The organism is Shewanella sp. 10N.286.52.A9 (assembly GCF_041468985.1).
Taxonomy (GTDB): domain Bacteria; phylum Pseudomonadota; class Gammaproteobacteria; order Enterobacterales; family Shewanellaceae; genus Shewanella; species Shewanella japonica.
Genome location: NZ_JBFRJQ010000004.1, coordinates 302,800 through 321,167, shown reverse-complemented (window position 1 = coordinate 321,167; position 18,368 = coordinate 302,800). Strand labels below are relative to the sequence as shown.

The following is an 18,368-nucleotide window of genomic DNA, read 5'->3' as shown; positions in this document are numbered from 1 at the left end:
ATTTTATCATGTGGTTATTGATAAATCGTCAAATCTTGATAAGGTTATTTTACTAAAGTTAAACATGTAGTTAGCCCACAACAATTCAGAATAATAAAGGTTAAGGATAATCGTGTCTCATATAACGCCCGTGATCCCCGCAGTGATTGCAGAAACAGATCGTCTACTCATTCGTCCATTTAATCAGCACGATATAGAAGCTATTTTATTAATGAATAGTAACCCTGATGTGCTGACTTACATCCCACAATCGCCCTTAAAAAGCCTATTAGAGGCTGAACAAGTTTTCAAAGAAGTAATACAAGCAGACTATAACGATAAAGGTTTTGGACGCTGGGCGGTGTATCATAAAGAAGATAAAAAAGTGATTGGTTTTTGTGGGCCTAAATACATTCCCGAATACGATAAAGTGGAACTGGGTTATCGCTTTCTTCCAGAATATTGGGGGCAGGGAATTGGTACAGAAGCAGCAAAAGCGGTAATGGATACCCTTAAGCCAATGTTTGATATTGATGAAGTTATTGCGCTCATCTTACATGGAAATGTAGGCTCTGAAAAAGTAGCAGTAAACAATGGCATGTCGTTGTATGAACAAAACATATACAAAGGCCATAAGGTACAGGTATATCAAAGAATGTTATAAATTATTAACCTATCCGATTGAAATTTAATTTATATTTCGTTAGTTTAGAGTCTTCTAAGTAAAGGTAGATATTATTATTTCTATCTTTGCCTTAGAAGTATCCCCAAAAAAACTCTATGGAAAGAGTCGATCGCAACATTGCGATGTAGGAATAAAGATATGGATATTATCTTCTATGGCTCTTTCTTGTTATTTAAACAAGGAACAAATATGATTCAAAAAGGTTTATATTTAGCCATTCTCACCGCATTTTCTTCTTTATCTACATTAGTGATGGCAGATGATGATTACCAACATGACGGCACTGTGACATATTTTGATCAAACAGAATCAAGTTCAGACGGAACCTTTAAACTCGATTACCGCTATTATTTCTCGTCGATAAATGACAATAAAACCCCTTACTTGCTATCAGGCTATCTTGGTCAGGTGTCAAATATAGGCGGGTTTTACTCAGGAGTAGGAAATGATTTTGACCAATACAATATTTCTGGTGAATATGTGTTTGATTCAAAATGGTTTATCAAAGCACAATATTCTAATTTTGAAGCCGACTCTAGTTTCGAAAATGATAATTATGGTGTAACGCTTGGGTACTATTTCAATCCATCTAGTTCTTTTTATATTGAGTATATTCGTAGTACAGGGGGCTATGATATCAGTGAATCATCATCTTTTAGAAAGTCTGATACTGAGCAAGATAGTATTACTTTAGGTGCTGATACTTACGTTCAATTTGATTGGACTGAAGGTTTGTATTTAAGTGGTCGATATACTTACAGTGATTACACCGTAGATTCAGTGTTTAACGATCCTGACATTAGTGATAGTGGTGGTTCCTATAGCGATAGTAATTCAACCGCTTTAGTGGAAGCGGATTGGTATGTCACTAATTCTTGGTCTGTAGGCGCTTCATATTTTTATGATTTTGATGAAAGTGAGTATGACAGCTGGTTATTAAGCACCGATTATTATTTACCTATAACTGACACAATTGCTGCGGTGTTTACTGCAGCTAAAGAGCTGGATTCTGATATTGATGGTTTCTCTTATAGTATTGGAGTGAATGGGCGATTTTAGTCTAGCCATTTTAGCGATAAAAAAAGCCAGCTTAATGCTGGCTTTTTATTTGTTAAAGTCAATTAACTAAAACAATAAATGCTATTCGTCTGCGTGGTCACAGGTATCATTTGTGCAGTGACCATAGAGATATAAGCTATGGTGAGTCAGTTTGATATTGTGGCGCATAGCGATTTCGTCCTGACGACGCTCAATAACTTCATCAGAGAACTCAATAACTTTGTCACATGTTAAGCAAACAAGGTGATCATGATGCTTTTGAGTCGACATTTCAAAAACTGCTTTGCCGCTTTCAAAATGATGACGGTTTAAAATACCTGCATCGTCAAATTGGTTTAATACACGGTAGACAGTCGCTAAGCCAATTTCTTCACCAACATCGAGCAATTTTTTGTATAAATCTTCAGCACTGATATGTTGATTTTCAGGGGCTTGCATTAATTCTAGGATTTTAACTCGTGGCAGTGTAATTTTTAAACCTGCTTTTTTGAGTGCTTGATTTCCATCTGTCATTGCTAATCTCTTGATTGCAGAACCTAAAGGTTCATCCGTGGATAGTTAAGTTTATTATATGTGTTGAAATCAGAAACTGGAACCTTTGTTGAAGGTTAATCGACAATATAACTAGATTTTTCTGTTATCTACTAAATAAGCTGCTCATTTTAGTTAAAAAATACACAATACTCTTACTTATACTAAGGGATTATTGTGAGTTTGCAGCATTTATATCACTATAGGGTTAGTATTTTACTCATGATTAGCAATATAAAATTTACAGTGATCTTTTGCTAAGCTAGTGATTGAGTTGCTTCATATTATAACAATAAGGAAATCAATATGTATCGGCAGATTGTAGTCTTAACTGGCGCAGGTATTTCAGCTGAGTCGGGGATAAAAACCTTCCGAGATCAAGATGGGTTGTGGGAGCAACATCATATTGAAGATGTCGCCACACCGGAAGGCTATGCTCGAGATATTGATTTAGTGGAACGCTTTTATAATAGCCGTTGGGATAACCTTAACAGTGATGAAATTACGGTCAATCCAGCCCATGTTGCTTTAGCAAAACTTGAAGCGGAGTTTTCTGGCAAGCTACTTGTTATTACACAAAATGTGGATGATTTGCATGAGCGTGCTGGCTCTAAACGTTTATTACATATGCATGGAGAATTAAACAAAGGCCGTTGCCCTCAATCACAGCAAACGTTCGTGTTACGCGAACCATTTAGTGAAGATAATTGTTGCACTTGTTGTATTCCAGCTAAACGTTTACGTCCTCATATCGTATGGTTTGGTGAAATGCCATTTGGCATGGACAGAATCCATGATGCACTGGACAACTGTGACTTATTCATTGCAATAGGTACTTCTGGTACTGTTTATCCTGCAGCAGGTTTTGTCGATAGTGCTAATCATCATGGCGCACAAACCGTTGAGGTTAATCTGGCGAAGCCAGATCGACACAGTCAGTTTCAATATCATTTGACTGGAAAAGCAGGGGATATTGTGCCGCAATTAGTAGAAACTATTTTAGCAGGCGAAGTTGTGGGTAACCCATCATTCAATGAACAATTAGCCAATGCTTTATCGGCTTAAGTATTTATACGTATGTCACTTTCGAAATAAGAATTAATGAATCAAACCAATATAAAGTTAGCCATTATCATGCGAGGTTTACCTGGTAGTGGTAAGTCATACTGGGTGAATGAATTTTTAACAAAGCAGGGTATTGATACCGCATTACATGTTAAACAATATGGATATTTTTCAACGGATAAATACTTTGAGCAAGAAGGTCAGTATCGATTTAATCCTAAGTTTTTAAGCCAATATCATCAGGCTAATTTAACGGCATTTATCAATGCGTTGGCAAGCAATGAACCATTAGTTATATGTGATAATACCAATGTGGCAAAATGGGAATATATGGCTTACGAGGCTGCTGCTAAAGCCCTAGGATATCAAGTTCGTGTTGTAGTTATCGGTGATCCTAAAGATAGTCAGCATCAAGCTTTGTGTGCTCAAAGAAATACACATAAAGTGCCACTGAACCATATCAAAACAATGGCGAGGTTGTTTGAACTTGATTAAGTTCTAATGAGAAAAAAGGCGCATTATGCGCCTTTTTATTTAGCAGAAGTAATTAACTTTACAGAGAATTACGTTAATAAACTGATTCTTATTTAGTTAGATACAGGCGTTTGCAAATCAATATTGTAAATTGCAAACCCAAACTCATCAGTTAAGTCAGTTCGTTTTGTCATTGGGCGCACTTGATAGTCTTCGACAAACTTATCGGCGGTTGCACTGTCTTGAGTTTCAAAGCGAATATCAAGTGTAGTAGCTGAGTCGATAGTAACAAAGTCCCAATTATTATCCGCACTTGGGTCAACTTCGCCATGAGTCTCTGATTCTTCAGAAATATATTGAGCTAACGCCTCGCGGTTAGTATCTGGTAGCTCCATTACAACAAATTCAGCACCCGTACCTGCAAATTTACCACCAAATGCTCGGTAGTTATTCGAAGCAATAATAAATTCTTTACTTGCTAGTTCATCCCCTGTAAATGTCGTGCCATCAGCGTCTGTATAGCTTAAATCAACAATACGACTTGCATCAGCATTAACTACTGCGCAATCACCGTCAAATTTATTAGGCTGAGTCACATCTATCTTATAGTTAACGCCGTCGATAACATCATAGTTATATGTTCTATGAGTATCCCAATTAATTAAGTTTTGAGCTGCAGTTGAAGTAGGATCAATTTGATTAAATTGATTCGCACTGCACTCAAGCCAATCTTTAACTTCAGCGCCTGTTACTTTAACTGCGACCATGGTATTTGGATAAAGATAAAGATCTGCAGCATTCTTATAAGTTAAATCCCCAGCTGGGACTTGCACATAACTGTCAGCATCTGAAGTTGTACTGTGACGCCCACCGGCTTTAAACGGTGCAGATGCTGATAAAACTGGAATGCCTTTTAGAGCATCAACCTTTGAGGCGGCTTCAGCTACAGCGTCAATTTGGGCATTTGATACGATTTGAACGGTTGGATCATCTTGAACAAGCGAGAGGAAGCTGTACATGTCGGTAGATGATTTACCGATTGGCGCATTCACATAATCAAGGGTGGCGTTATGTTCAATTTCTACCATAGCGTGTATATCTGCATCAGGCTCAACAGCGAATTCTTCTGTGGTATCAGTCGCTTTTATAAAAATTGGCCGAGCATCAGATTGGCTGTTGACTACAGTCCAAGCACCATCTTCTTGGGTTAGCGTTAAATCGACTACACCTAAATTATCTCCCCAGCGGCCAGGCATGACCGCTGCAACTCCATTAATGGTACCTTTGTCTAAATCAACATTTTGAACGTCAGCAAACTGAGAGCTTGGAAATACAGAGTGACTGTGGCCAAACATGATGGCATCAATACCCTCAACAGTGGTTAATGCCCACGTTGCATTTTCTGCATTCATGTCACTTGGGTTTTCTGATGAGCCAATACCTGAATGTGGAATCGCGATAATAACGTCTGCTCCAGCGGCCTTCATTTGAGGTACGTAACGCTCTGCTGATTCAACGATGCCGCGTGCAATTACTTTGCCGTCAAGGTTTTGTTTGTCCCAAATTTTGATTTGTGGCGGAACGAATCCAATGTAACCAATTTGAATCGTATGTTCGTCACCATTTTTATCAACGACAAGTTGATCTTTAATGATGAAGGGTTCAAACAATGGTTCACCTGCTTTAACGTCTCTGAAGCAATCATCAACTTCACAATAGACGTTGGCACTGATATAAGGAAAGTTTGATTCTGCTGTGGCTTGATCTAAAAAATCTAAACCGTAGTTAAATTCATGATTACCAATGTTACCCACTTCATAATTTAAAGTATTCATTGCTTTATAAGCTGGGTGAGTATCGGCTAATTGGTTAGTCGATTTAAATTCATGAGCAATATAATCGCCCATAGGGCTGCCTTGAAGTAAATCACCATTATCTACTAACACACTATTACTGACTTCAGCACGTGCTTCATGAATTAGTGCTGCAGTGCGGGCTAAACCAATAGTTTTATCGGTTTGACCACTATAGTAATTATAATCCATGATATTGGCATGGATATCGCTGGTTTCCATGATACGCAAATCAACTTCAATGGTTTTAACATCGTCATCTGATGAGCTACAACCAGTAATACCTAATACACCCGCAATAACAACTGCTAAAAGCTTTTTGTTCAACATAATAGTCTCTCTTTTAAACGCTTTTTTCTGACCCCGGAGCTTATTATTCTTTTGCTCCATATTGTTGTGAGCAATTTACAGAGATGAAATGTAAATTAATCAATAAAGATTGTATTCAAAATAAATCACTGTGTTGTGATCTAGGAACGATAATGTAAAGATAAGTTATTTAAGCTGCAGTTGTGTTAAAGGTTGAAGTTTATGGTAGTTATTTAGCGTTTTCTCAGTGTTTTAAACTTGAGTGTTCACTTAATTACCTTGCTAATCGCAATTGGTGTTAAATAAGAGGGCGTGTTTGAGTGATGAAGTAATGGAAAAGGGTTGATGACAATGCTCCTGATGTATAGGAGCATGTCGTCAGCTTGTGGGTTTATCTTGGAAATTTTATTATCGCGCCTTGCTTAAATACTACATAGGCACTCAAAAATCGTTTGTATGGACATTTAGTTTAAATTATTGATGATTAAACAGGTTTTTATAGTTTTTTTTGCCAGCATGTCATCAAGTATTATTGACATATTACTGACGCATTAATTTAAGTCGATACTATAAATCGCGAAACCAGAAACTATACTATCAGCTTCAAGTTTGGTCATAGGTCGCTGCTGGTTCTGTTTTATAAATGTATCTGCTAAAGGGGAGTCTTGCGTTTCAAAGCGAATATCAAGCTTAGTGCTTGATTCAATTGTTTTGAATTGCCAGTTGTTATTAGCGCTAGGATCCACTTCACCATTGAGCTCTGATAATTGTGTAATGTATTGAGTTAAGGCTTCTCTGTTGGTATCTGGTAGTTCCATCGCGATATAATCAGTGCCAGTACCGGCAAATTTATTACCAAATGCTCGAAAGTTATTGGTCGCAATAAGAAAGCTCTTATTTGCAAACTCTTTGCCTTTAAACATAGTGCCAGAATCATCTGTGTAACTTAACTCAACAATTCGATTTGCATCAGCATTGACCATAGCGCAATCACCATCAAATTTATTAGGCTGAGTCACATCAATTTTGTAGTTAACGCCATCAATGACATCAAAGTTATATGTTCGATGAGTTTCCCAATTAATTAAACTTTGGCTTGCTGCGGAATTTGGATCAATTTGATTGAACTGATTTGCACTGCACTCTAACCAATCTTTAACTTGTTTACCTGTTACTTTTACCGCAACTAAGGTATTGGGGTAAAGGTATAAGTCGGCAGCATTTTTGTACGACAATTCACCCGCTGCCACTTGTACATAACTGTCAGCATCTGAACTTGTACGATGACGACCGCCGGCTTTAAATGGCGCAGCTGCGGATAAAACAGGAAGGTGTTTTAATGTATCAATTTTTGCTGCGGCTCTAGTGACTGCATCTATTTGAGCATTCGACACAATTTGCACAGTAGGATCGTCTTGCACTAAGGATAGGAAGCTATACATATCCGCAGATGATTTGCCTATTGGGGCATTAACATAGTCGAGTGTGGCTTGATGGTCTGAAGCAACCTTTGTATGGATCTCTTTGTCTGGATTGACAGAGAACCCTGCTACTTTATCGGTCTCTTTTATAAAAATAGGGCGAGCCTGTGACAAGCTGTTGGATACTCGCCATTTACCTTCCTCTTGGCGTAATGTTAAATCGATAATACCTAAATTATCTCCCCAACGGCCTGGCATCACAGCGGCGACACCATTAATCGTGCCTGTTTCAATATTGACTTTAGCGACATCAGAAAACTGTGCACTTGGGAAAACAGAGTGGCTGTGGCCAAACATGATGGCATCAATGCCAGGAACGGTGGTTAATGCCCAAGTGGCGTTTTCAGCATTCATGTCACCTGGGTTTTCTGATGAGCCAATGCCTGAGTGTGGAATCGCGATAATGACGTCTGCGCCTTGAGCTTTCATTTTAGGTACGTAACGCTCTGCTGATTCGACAATGCCTTTAGCAATAACTTTGCCGTCTAAATTTTGTTTATCCCATACTTTAATTTGTGGTGGCACAAAACCTATGTAGCCTATTTTGATGGTGTGCTTAGCGCCCTGATTATCAATAACTTCTTGTTCTGTAATGATATAAGGCTTAAATAAAGGTTCACCAGCTTTGACGTCTCTAAAGCAATTATCAATCTCACAATAAACATTGGCGCTTATGTATGGAAAGTTGGCTGCTGCTGTTGCTTGATCTAAAAAGTCTAAACCATAGTTAAACTCATGATTACCTATATTACCCACAGCATAGTCGAGAGTATTCATGGCTTTATAAGCTGGGTGAGTATCGATTAGTTGATTATTTGCTTGGAAAGTATGTGCAATATAATCCCCCATAGGGCTGCCTTGGAGTAAGTCACCGTTATCGACTAACACACTGTTTTTAACTTCAAGGCGTGCTTGTTTTATCAGGGAAGCGGTTCTTGCTAAGCCAATGGTGTTATCGACTCGGCTTGTATAATAATTGTAATCCATGATATTGGCATGGAGATCACTGGTTTCCATGATGCGCAATTCGACTTCTACAGCTGATTTAATTTCATCAGATGAGTTGCATCCACCCAGCGTTAGTGAACTGGCGATAACAATGGCTAAACAGGTTTTATTTAACATAGTTCTTCTCTTACTTGACCCCAGAGCATGCTTTTAGTGCTCTTATTATGTTGATTAATCACATTTTTGTACTCTTTTTAATCGCTAGGAATTATATACAAAGTTAATTACAGAATGATAATTTAGCCAAAATAAAATTAACTATGTCGATTGAACGAACAAACCTCTATTTCATTAGGTTATCACTCTTATTTTTAAAGCATTTCAGGATTTAATGTTGCTGGCAGGGTTAAAAGGAAAATAATTAAGACAATAAAAAAGGCGCCGAAGCGCCTTTTAAAGGTTGAGATAAATTACTTATCTTCTAATAAGCCACGGCTTCTTAACAATGGCTCAATACCCGCATCTTTACCACGGAATTGACGGTAAAGTTGCATAGGATCGGCGCTACCACCTTTAGACAGAATATTATCTCTGAAGGCTTGTGCCGTTGCTGGGTCGAAAATACCATTTTCTTTAAACGCTTCAAATGCATCTGCGCCTAAGATATCTGACCAAAGGTAACTGTAGTAACCCGCTGAGTAGCCGCCCGCGAAAATGTGCGAGAAATACGTACTACGGTAACGTGGAGCAATTTCTTTAATCAGCCCCATATTGGCTAATGATTCAGCTTCAAATTTTGCTGCATCACGTACAGTGTTATCAGTTAATGTGTGCCAATCTAAATCCAGTTTTGTTGCTGCCATATATTCAACTGTCGCAAAACCTTGGTTAAATTTACTTGCTGCTTGGATTTTTTTGACTAATTCTTGCGGGATAACTTCGCCTGTTTGATAGTGTTTAGCAAATTGCGCTAATACTTCAGGTTGGGTCATCCAGTTTTCCATGACTTGTGATGGAAATTCAACATAGTCACGTGGTACTGATGTACCAGCTTGTGAGCGATATTCTACGTCAGACAAAATCCCGTGTAGTGCATGGCCGAACTCGTGGAATAAGGTGCTTGCTTCGTCAAACGTCAGCAGTGCTGGCTCATCACCCGTTGGGCGAGGGTAGTTCAGTACGTTTACAATGATAGGCTTTGATTCAACGCCATTCATGTTGTATTGCTGGCGGTATGAGTTCATCCAAGCGCCACCACGTTTACTGTCACGTACGTAGTAATCACCCATAAATACAGCTAAGAATGAACCATCTTTATCATAGACTTCCCATGTTCTAACATCTGGGTGATATTTTGGTAAATCGGTACGTTCTTTCACTGTGATGCCGAATAGACGGTTGGCTGTATAAAATACGCCATCTAAGGTTGCTTCAAGTGAGAAATATGGACGCGTTTGTTGTTCATTGAAACTGTATTTAGCTACACGGATTTGATCTGAGTAATACCACCAATCCCACGCTTCTAATTTGAAGTCGCCACCTTGTGAGTCAATTAGCTTTTGCATTTCGACAACTTCAGCATTTGCTTGAGCAAGCGCTGCAGGCCAAACTTTGTCTAATAATCCATATACATTTTCAGGTGTTTTAGCTGTGCGCTCTTCTAGTACAAAATCAGCGTGGGTTTTGTAACCCATTAATTCAGCTTTTTCTGCACGTAATGAAGCAATTTTCGCTAAGGTTTTTTTGTTGTCATTCGCGTTGTCGTTATTAGCGCGTTCGATATAACCTTTAAATATTGTTTCACGCAGCTCACGGTTTTCTGCATAGGTTAAAAATGGCGTGATAGAAGGGCGTTGCGTTGTGAAAACCCATTTACCATCATGGCCACGTTTAGTGGCTGTCGCAGCAGCACTATCAATAATATCTTGTGGTAAACCTGCTAAATCAGCCTTGTTATCAATAACTAGCTCAAAAGCATTGGTTTCAGCTAATAAGTTATCGCCAAACTCAAGATTAAGCTTACCAATTTGCTCGTTTAGTGAACGTAATGTGGCTTTGTCTTCAGCTGATAAGTTAGCACCGCCACGGGTAAAACGTTTGTAGGTGTCTTCAAGCAATTTAGCTTTAGCTGTATTGAGGTTTAAGCTGTCTTTTTGTAAATAAACGGCTTTAACACGCTTAAACAACTCATCATTTAATAAAATGTCATCGCTTGCTGCTGATAGCATTGGTGACACTTCTTTTGAAATTTCTTGAATCGCTGGGTTTGTATGCGCACCAGTAAGGTTATAGAAAACACTAGCAACTTTTGTTACTAATTCACCTGAGAACTCCATTGCTTCGATGGTATTTTCAAATGTTGGTTTTTCTGGATTCGCAACAATAGCGGCTATTTCAGCTTTTTGAGCGGCGATACCTGCCTTAAAGCCCGGTAAGTAATGTTCATCTTTTATTTTATCGAAATCAGGGATTTCCATAAAAGTACCGTATGGTTTAAAGAATGGGTTGTTAGCATTTTGCTCGATGATGTTGCTAGCCACGACATTTGGTGCTTGTGTCGTGTTGGTTTGTACATTGTCATTGGCACAAGCACTTAACATGACTGTGAGTGCCATAGCTGAAACAAGCGGTTTGAGGGTTAGTCCCTTCATAGTTATTTCCCTGTTTGCATAAGAATGGTTAAAAATGAGCTTTTAATCGAAAGGTCGGTTTAAGCTTCTGTTTATCATTATTACATTATGATTTGTGACTAGTTTATCAAGTTTTGGTCGCAATCTTGTTTTAGTTTGTAACAAAAAATAAAGGGACCTGATGTTTATCAGATCCCTCTAGCATTTCAATTGAAGGGGGGAGTATGAAATGCTTAAAACACAATCACTAAAACTTAATTTAAGACTATGCTGTTAAGTCGTTTTTATGGCTTTAAAATCACTTTCACACTGCCATCGACATCAGCTTCATCAATGTAGCCAATCGCATTAGGGTTTGAAGCTACTGCTGATTTCATCCCCGCGGCATCATTTACTGTTGCTGGTGGGTTTCCTTTACCAGTAAATACCTGCTTTGACCAGAATGCTTTCAGTTGTGAATCAGATTTGCCTGTGACAGCACCATGAAACTCTGAACGTGTTGCATTACCTTCAGCAAGTTCATAAACCACTGCAGATTTTGAGCCTTTACCTAAAAATAATTTTTTAGCATCTGATGCGCTAATATCTGCCGCACCAGGTGCACCAATGACGACAACCGCTGCTTGAGCTGACATAACTGAACACACGCTAAGCGCTAAAATAGATAGGATTTTTTTCATTTTATCGCTCCTTAAAATACAACGTCGAACTGAACTGTGTACACTGTAGTGTCATCAAACTCTTGGGCTATGTTGGTATCAAAACCGCCAGAGGTGTCACCGAAGTCAGTGGCATGGGTTACGTCAAACTTAAGGGCTAAGTTATCCATTGCATCCCAACGAACACCTGCACTGTATGCTGTGCGCTCGCCGTTAAAAATTGCAGCGTGAACAGGATTAGTTCGAACGTCATTATCTTTAGTTTCGTAATAAGATGCAGTCACATAAGGTGTAAATGCATTGATACGGTAACCTAAAGTGACATAACCTGCGTCAGAATCTGGGTACTCTTCATCAGTTTCGATACGAGTCCATTCAGCAATGGCTAAGAAAGAGCCATTGTCATAGCTTCCGCCTAGACCAACGAATGTACCAGTAGCATCATTAATGTCTAGAATATCAACTGTAACGTCAATAGAAATTGGTAAACCTGTTGAAGGGTCTGTTCCACCGTCTACTGACATTTGTCGTGTAACTGTTCCATCAAGGGTTGCTTGACCGTAGACCGCCCGCAAAGTCCATGTTAAATCAGTCCAGTTAACATTGGCACCGAAAATATTTCCGATATCAATACCTGAGTCTTCAGACTGACCACCAAAAGCTTGAATTGTTAATGTCGAGTCATCAAACTCAATATCATAACTTGCATCACCGCCGGTGTATGATGTGAAAGGAACCGCATCATAAACTTCTGAAGGTGGACGTACGAATGGCTGTGCGTAACCCACGTCTAAGTAATCAGAGTACATAAATAAAGGTACACGAAGTTTACCAGCACGAGCCTGAAGGCCATTTTCAAAACGGTGTGAGATATAAGCCCACTCAGCTTCTACTTCCCAATCGTTGCTGCCTTTCATCATAAGCTGCATTACGGCTTGAGTTTGATCTGTAATGGCAAAGGTACCTTGAAGACCAAATTTACTGCCGTCATCGAAGTTAGCAGAGGTAGTCGCACCTGCATAACCAGTGTTATTGTCAGAGCTGATATATGCACCAGTCATGAAGCCATTGAAGCTAAAACGTTCTGTTAAGCTTGCATTTTGGCTTGCTTGAAGTGATTGCACTTGTTGTTCAAGCTTGGCAATTTTCTCTTCACTTGTTTCTTCAGCTGCGACATAGGCAGGAAGCATTGCAACAGAAATAGCTAAGGGTAGCGCTTTCAAGTTGAATTTCATGGTGTAACTCCTGTTCATCTTTATCATTACTCAAGATAAATCTCGTTTATCTTAAAATATTGTTATTGTTAGACTTTAAATTGACCTGTTATGTTTTGAAGCTGTTTACTAACACCTTCAATGTCATAACTGATCCCGCCCATTTCATCCGTGGTCATTTTTACTTTAGCGGCATTGGTTTCAATATCAGCGACATACTGCTGGATAAGCTCTGAAGTGTTATGTTGTTCTTCAGTGGCGGCAGCAATCTGTTCGTTAACGACGGTAATCGCACTCACTTTATTGGTGATACTGATTAATGCATCTCCGGCTAATGAAGTGGTTTTGACACCTTCTTCAGCGGTTTCAATTCCACGTTGCATTGCATCAACTGCTTGAGTTGAAGTAGAGCGAAGCTCTTGCAATACTTGTTGAATTTCTTGCGTTGACGCTTGTGTTCGAGAGGCAAGGGTTCTTACTTCATCGGCCACTACGGCAAAGCCTCTTCCTTGTTCACCTGCTCGAGCTGCTTCAATTGCTGCATTCAAGGCAAGTAAATTGGTTTGATCTGCAATACCACGAATGGTATCGAGAATATCGTTGACGTTACTGGTGAACGCCTCAAGTTGATTTACTACAACAGCAGTCGTTTGTACTTCTTCTGCTAATTTATTAATGGTAGTGATGGCTTGAGACACAACCTCTTGACCTTGTTTAGCTTCATCATTTGCGTTGTCAGCTTCAGATGCAGCATTAGCGGCATACTCAGCAATATGCGCAACACTGATGAACATTTCACGCATGGCATTAGAGATTTGTTCAACGGACTCATTTTGCTCGATAACGGTGTTTTCACTGTTTTTACAGCTTTCTAATAACGTATGAGATACTGCACTTAAACTGTCTGTAGTTTGTTTAGTGTCAGCAATTGAGACTTGTAATTTCGATACAAACTGGTTGAACCAATGTACGAGCGTCGCGATTTCATCTTTACCGTTATATTCAATCCGAGAACGAAGATCGCCTTCACCTTCTGATATATTCTGTAATGAGTGGGTGACGTCCTGAATGGTGACAATGATTGAGCGATTCACTAGTACGCCAACGACCACCAAAAATAGAGAAGCGATAATACCGATAATCAACATCAATGATGCCGCATTATCTGAACTTGCTAAGGTCGTGCTAATACTCGTTGTGAAAGCATCTGAGTAATCTTGCTGTTTTTTAGCAAAAACCGCTGTTAGGGATTCAAATCGCTTGGCATTTTCTGAAGCCTGGTTTGTGATCTTGTTAAAGTCGACATCATCTTTTAAAAATTCAGCAACTAAGGTTTTGGCATTGTCATGATAAGTGGCCAAATCGCGTTGCATATTATTGGCATCATTAGCTTCAAGAGGTAATAAACCCTTAATAGTATTTAGGTTACTATTAATTTGTTTAACCATATTTTCAGCAGTGATTAATGATTCTTCTTCACCAGTTGTTACTGCGGATTGAATATTCTGATTTAATTGCAATAACAAGCCATCGTTAATAGTGGCTAAATTTAATACTGGGTAAAGTTGTGATTGAAGTCCATTTAAACGTTCAGCATTTTGTTGCACGCTTTGATTGTTAATTACAAGTGAAATAACAAACGAAGAAATTGCAACGACTGTTAATAAAGCGATCCGGTGCTTTATTTTTAAGCTGTTTAACTTCATCAAGTTGAATCCTGCTGTTTTTTAATATTATTGAGTTATTTTTAGCGCATCATAATATGAATTTTATGCTAAAAAAATAGTCTATTTCAGTTAATTGATGTAACCATATGAGCATAAATAGTTATATCTATCAATATCAGTCAGTTAAGCTTGCTACCTGTATGAAATAAATTTTATTTGATAAAAGTTTTAACATTTCAGGCATTAATTAAATTCTTTCTATCTTGTTTGGGTTGTCAATATTTTGCCTTTGTCAAAATATTGACGGGTTAAATATCGCTTACAACCTGCGTTGTTAATTAAACGCATCAACAGTTGGGTGCTTGTTAATTTTAATTAATAACCGCATAACAGGTCTGTTCCTGCAATAACAATATCGGCATAAAGATAAAAAACTTTAATTGAAATAAATTTGAAATAACAAAAATCTAATCTTGATGTTGCTGTTTTGTTATTCATGCGGGTTGTAATGATAGCTATTCTTATTTAGGGAAGGGGATCTAAACAATAAAAATGAGCAAGGGAGCAGGTTTATTTTGGAAAGGGAGTGAGTGTTTATTTTATCTTGTTTAAATTTAAGCTGTATCTACTCATCGCTTTTCGATACAGCACATTGTTATTATTTACGTTATTACTAATAACCTAGGGTTTCAGAACCGGCACGTCTAGGATCTGATGCTCCATAAACGCCTTTTTCAGTTACCACTATTGATTGGGTACTGCCCATGGCACTGCTGGGCTTGATCGTATGGCCTTTAGCTTCAAGCAGTGAAATTGTATCTTTGTTTAAACTGGTTTCTACACCAATATAATCAGGAAGCCATTGATGATGGATTCTTGGGGCAGCAGTCGCTTCTGCGACATTAAGCTTATGATCAATCACGTTCATAATGAGTTGTAATGTCGTCGTGATGATTCTTGAGCCGCCTGGGCTACCTGTCACTAAGAAAGGCTTGCCTTCTTTCATCACAATGGTTGGGCTCATTGAACTCAATGGTCGCTTGTTTCCTTGAACCGAATTAGCTTCGCCGCCAATTAAACCAAAGGCGTTTGGCGTACCTGGCTTTGCAGAAAAATCGTCCATTTCATTATTGAGTAAAATCCCAGTGCCGTCTGCAACTAGTCCAGAACCATAACTAAAGTTCAACGTGTAGGTATTCGACACTGCATTTCCCCATTTATCCACAACAGAGTAATGAGTGGTTTGGTTACTCTCATAGGGAGCTATATTACCTGGCTTTATCTCAGCACTTGGAGTGGCTTTGTTGTAAGCTATTTTTTTAACCAATGAGTCAGCGTATTTTTGATCCGTCAACGCCTTCAAAGGGACAGGGTTAAAATCAGGATCACCTAAATACTCACTTCTATCGGCATATGCATGTTTCATACTTTCTACCATCAGGTGCAATGTTTGAGCCGTATTGTGGCCTAATTCATTGATAGGGTAGTTCTCAAGCATGTTCAGCATTTGAATGATATGAATTCCGCCAGAGGAAGGAGGTGGCATGGAGACAATCTCGTATCCACGATATTCTCCGCGAATTGGCTCACGTTCAACAACTTGATAGTTTTTTAAATCTTCCAAGGTCATAATACCGTTGGCTTGCTTAATTGAGGCAACGATTTTTTCTGCAGTTTCACCTTCATAAAACCCTTTACTGCCGTGAGTTGCGATTAAAGACAGTGAATGTGCGAGATCGGTTTGTACTAAGGTATCGTTTACTGCAAAGCTGTCGCCGTTCTTTTTATAGAAGATTTTGGCTGAACTGGGCCATTGAGAAATTCGGCGCTTAAGTCCATCAAGGGAATTAGCAAGATCTGGATTAACACTAATACCTTCTTTTGCTAACTTTATAGCTGGCGCAATCACCTCACTTAACTTCATAGTGCCATACTTTTCGAGCGCTAACTCAAAACCCATGACCGTTCCTGGGACACCGACAGCAAGACCATGTTCACGGCTTAATTTAGGGTTTGGCTTACCTTTTTCATCTAGAAATATATCTTTGTGCGCTTTTGAAGGCGCGGTTTCTCGATAATCGATAGCAATTGTTTTATTCGTTTCAGCGAGGTGGACTAACATAAAGCCGCCTCCGCCAATATTGCCAGCACGAGGAAGGGTGACTGCAAGAGCAAAACCCACAGCAACTGCGGCATCTACAGCATTACCACCTTGTTTCAAAATATCTACGCCAATTCGTGTGGCTAATGATTCTTGGCTGGCGACCATGCCGTGTTCGGCCCAAATCGGCTGTGCTGTCGCAGCGCGACTGTAAATTGACTGTTCGTTGGCAGCTTGTACAGTACTTGCGGATAGTGAAGTAAAACCAAGTAGTAACGCAATAGAAGTAGAAACAACGATAGGCTTTATCTGAGAAAAAACGCTCATTTTCAGTCCTTTGTAAGTATAATCATATGTTGCAATGTGCCATAAGTATGATCTAATACACAATATCTAAAACGGTATTCTGAGGAAATATGTCTGAAACTGGCTTAATTAGTGATTCATTAGCAGAGGACTCAGCACTGACAGCTCTTGATGATATTCACATTAGCTTTTACGATTCAGTTGAAGCTATTGGTAGGCAAGATTGGCTGCTGATGTTTCGTGATGATAACCCTTTTACTCAGTTTGATTACTTATTGGCTCTTGAACAAAGTCAATGTGTTTGCCCACTTACTGGTTGGACACCAAAACATATTTTGGTTCAGACAGGCGATAAGGTAGTGGCTATTTTACCTTGCTATGAGAAGACCCATTCTTGGGGAGAGTATGTGTTTGATTGGGCTTGGGCTGAAGCATATGAGAGAAACGGATTACAATACTATCCCAAATTAGTCGCGGCTATACCGTTTACTCCTGTAACAGGTCAGCGTTTCGGGATAATGGAAGGGGCCAGTAAATCAGTTAGACATTATCTTATAAGCTGTATTCTCAACTTCCTTAATCGCAGTATAGAACAGGATTTTTCGTCTTGGCACTGTTTGTTCTTACCTAAAGATGATTTTAACTTTGCCAGTCAACAGTCTATTGCAAGGCTTGCTACACAGTTTCATTGGGGTAACCGAGGTTATCAGAATTTCGATGATTATCTTAGACAGTTAGTCTCACGTAAGCGTAAAACCATTGTTAAAGAACGTCGTATGGTTTCTGAGTATCATTTTGAATTTATTACAGGCGAACAAGCATCTTCAGCTCAGTGGGAACACTTTATTGAGTGTTATCAGCAAACCTATTTAAAACGATCTGGTCATACAGGTTATTTATCCAGCGATTTTTTTGAGCAGCTAGCAGACACTATGGGTAATCAAATTCGCTTACTTATCATTTCTGATCCGCTGCAAACAATGGTGGCTTCGGCGTTATATTTTGTTTCTAAAACTCATTTATACGGGCGTTATTGGGGCTGCTTACAGGAGGTTGACGGTCTGCATTTTGAAGCCTGTTATTATCAAGGGATAGAGTATGCCATCAAACATGGATTAACGACGTTTGATGCTGGGGCACAAGGGGAGCATAAGGTTGCTAGAGGTTTTGAGCCTATAGAAACCTATTCGAATCACAATGTCGCACATGCCGAGTTTAGTCATGCTATTAATCACTATTGCCAGCAAGAGCAACTTCACATTAAGCAGTACATGGCGCAAATGAGCGCAAAACTCCCATATAAATAAAATTCAGAAAGCATTACAACGACTTAGAGGAGTTAAGTGATCTTCATTTAACAATCGACAATTGAATTAGGTACTCTGTTAACTGATATTCTGGATAGAA

General features: G+C 39.0%; 13 protein-coding genes. 5 read left to right on the top strand and 8 right to left on the bottom strand.

Annotation, left to right across the window (positions count from 1 at the left end; genetic code table 11):
• Window positions 1-142 precede the first annotated feature (142 nt).
• Window positions 143-643 (top strand): GNAT family N-acetyltransferase, encoded by a 501-nt coding sequence (locus AB4128_RS03960; RefSeq protein ID WP_055023353.1) that lies wholly within the window; start codon window positions 143-145, stop codon window positions 641-643.
• Window positions 644-802: 159 nt separating this feature from the next.
• Window positions 803-1,723 carry a putative porin gene (locus AB4128_RS03955; RefSeq protein ID WP_372036935.1) on the top strand — a complete coding sequence of 307 codons (921 nt, stop codon included), beginning with the start codon at window positions 803-805 and terminating at the stop codon, window positions 1,721-1,723.
• An 81-nt stretch (window positions 1,724-1,804) separates the two neighbouring features.
• Here the strand turns inward: AB4128_RS03955 and fur are convergent, their stop codons facing one another.
• Window positions 1,805-2,236, bottom strand: coding sequence for a ferric iron uptake transcriptional regulator (gene fur / locus AB4128_RS03950; RefSeq protein ID WP_055023351.1), 432 nt, complete (start codon window positions 2,234-2,236; stop codon window positions 1,805-1,807).
• A 324-nt stretch (window positions 2,237-2,560) separates the two neighbouring features.
• Between fur and cobB the strand changes: the two genes are divergently transcribed.
• Complete coding sequence (gene cobB / locus AB4128_RS03945; protein WP_055023350.1) at window positions 2,561-3,319, top strand: Sir2 family NAD+-dependent deacetylase; 759 nt, start codon at window positions 2,561-2,563, stop codon at window positions 3,317-3,319.
• Between the two features lie 36 nt (window positions 3,320-3,355).
• Window positions 3,356-3,814 carry an AAA family ATPase gene (locus AB4128_RS03940; RefSeq protein WP_372036932.1) on the top strand — a complete coding sequence of 153 codons (459 nt, stop codon included), beginning with the start codon at window positions 3,356-3,358 and terminating at the stop codon, window positions 3,812-3,814.
• Between the two features lie 92 nt (window positions 3,815-3,906).
• Here AB4128_RS03940 and AB4128_RS03935 read toward each other — a convergent pair whose 3' ends face one another.
• From AB4128_RS03935 to ggt, 7 genes are all read right to left on the bottom strand, one after another.
• Window positions 3,907-5,976, bottom strand: coding sequence for a bifunctional 2',3'-cyclic-nucleotide 2'-phosphodiesterase/3'-nucleotidase (locus AB4128_RS03935; RefSeq protein WP_372036930.1), 2,070 nt, complete (start codon window positions 5,974-5,976; stop codon window positions 3,907-3,909).
• A gap of 530 nt (window positions 5,977-6,506) precedes the next feature.
• The gene (locus AB4128_RS03930; protein WP_372036928.1) at window positions 6,507-8,561 is read right to left on the bottom strand and encodes a bifunctional 2',3'-cyclic-nucleotide 2'-phosphodiesterase/3'-nucleotidase; all 2,055 of its coding nucleotides are present in this window, start codon (window positions 8,559-8,561) and stop codon (window positions 6,507-6,509) included.
• A 293-nt stretch (window positions 8,562-8,854) separates the two neighbouring features.
• A complete protein-coding gene (locus AB4128_RS03925; RefSeq protein ID WP_055023346.1) occupies window positions 8,855-11,035 on the bottom strand; it encodes a M3 family metallopeptidase in 2,181 nt (726 codons plus the stop codon).
• Between the two features lie 263 nt (window positions 11,036-11,298).
• Window positions 11,299-11,694 (bottom strand): phosphate ABC transporter substrate-binding protein, encoded by a 396-nt coding sequence (locus AB4128_RS03920; protein ID WP_372036926.1) that lies wholly within the window; start codon window positions 11,692-11,694, stop codon window positions 11,299-11,301.
• 11 nt (window positions 11,695-11,705) lie between these two features.
• Window positions 11,706-12,908 carry a hypothetical protein gene (locus AB4128_RS03915; RefSeq protein ID WP_065107852.1) on the bottom strand — a complete coding sequence of 401 codons (1,203 nt, stop codon included), beginning with the start codon at window positions 12,906-12,908 and terminating at the stop codon, window positions 11,706-11,708.
• A gap of 68 nt (window positions 12,909-12,976) precedes the next feature.
• Window positions 12,977-14,593, bottom strand: coding sequence for a methyl-accepting chemotaxis protein (locus tag AB4128_RS03910; RefSeq protein ID WP_372036924.1), 1,617 nt, complete (start codon window positions 14,591-14,593; stop codon window positions 12,977-12,979).
• Between the two features lie 634 nt (window positions 14,594-15,227).
• Entirely contained in the window at window positions 15,228-16,982 is a 1,755-nt protein-coding gene (gene ggt / locus AB4128_RS03905; protein WP_372036922.1) for a gamma-glutamyltransferase, read from the bottom strand.
• A gap of 89 nt (window positions 16,983-17,071) precedes the next feature.
• Between ggt and AB4128_RS03900 the strand changes: the two genes are divergently transcribed.
• The gene (locus AB4128_RS03900; protein WP_372036920.1) at window positions 17,072-18,268 is read left to right on the top strand and encodes a GNAT family N-acetyltransferase; all 1,197 of its coding nucleotides are present in this window, start codon (window positions 17,072-17,074) and stop codon (window positions 18,266-18,268) included.
• The last annotated feature ends 100 nt before the right edge of the window (window positions 18,269-18,368 follow it).

Excerpts from the sequence above, each read along its gene's own strand:
- AB4128_RS03915 (WP_065107852.1), bottom strand. The coding sequence starts at position 12,908 with ATGAAATTCAACTTGAAAGCGCTACCCTTAGCTATTTCTGTTGCAATG.
- AB4128_RS03935 (WP_372036930.1), bottom strand. The coding sequence starts at position 5,976 with ATGTTGAACAAAAAGCTTTTAGCAGTTGTTATTGCGGGTGTATTAGGT.
- fur (WP_055023351.1), bottom strand. The coding sequence starts at position 2,236 with ATGACAGATGGAAATCAAGCACTCAAAAAAGCAGGTTTAAAAATTACA.
- cobB (WP_055023350.1), top strand. The coding sequence starts at position 2,561 with ATGTATCGGCAGATTGTAGTCTTAACTGGCGCAGGTATTTCAGCTGAG.
- AB4128_RS03955 (WP_372036935.1), top strand. The coding sequence starts at position 803 with ATGGATATTATCTTCTATGGCTCTTTCTTGTTATTTAAACAAGGAACA.
- AB4128_RS03900 (WP_372036920.1), top strand. The coding sequence starts at position 17,072 with ATGTCTGAAACTGGCTTAATTAGTGATTCATTAGCAGAGGACTCAGCA.
- AB4128_RS03925 (WP_055023346.1), bottom strand. The coding sequence starts at position 11,035 with ATGAAGGGACTAACCCTCAAACCGCTTGTTTCAGCTATGGCACTCACA.
- AB4128_RS03930 (WP_372036928.1), bottom strand. The coding sequence starts at position 8,561 with ATGTTAAATAAAACCTGTTTAGCCATTGTTATCGCCAGTTCACTAACG.
- AB4128_RS03940 (WP_372036932.1), top strand. The coding sequence starts at position 3,356 with ATGAATCAAACCAATATAAAGTTAGCCATTATCATGCGAGGTTTACCT.
- ggt (WP_372036922.1), bottom strand. The coding sequence starts at position 16,982 with ATGAGCGTTTTTTCTCAGATAAAGCCTATCGTTGTTTCTACTTCTATT.
- AB4128_RS03910 (WP_372036924.1), bottom strand. The coding sequence starts at position 14,593 with ATGAAGTTAAACAGCTTAAAAATAAAGCACCGGATCGCTTTATTAACA.
- AB4128_RS03920 (WP_372036926.1), bottom strand. The coding sequence starts at position 11,694 with ATGAAAAAAATCCTATCTATTTTAGCGCTTAGCGTGTGTTCAGTTATG.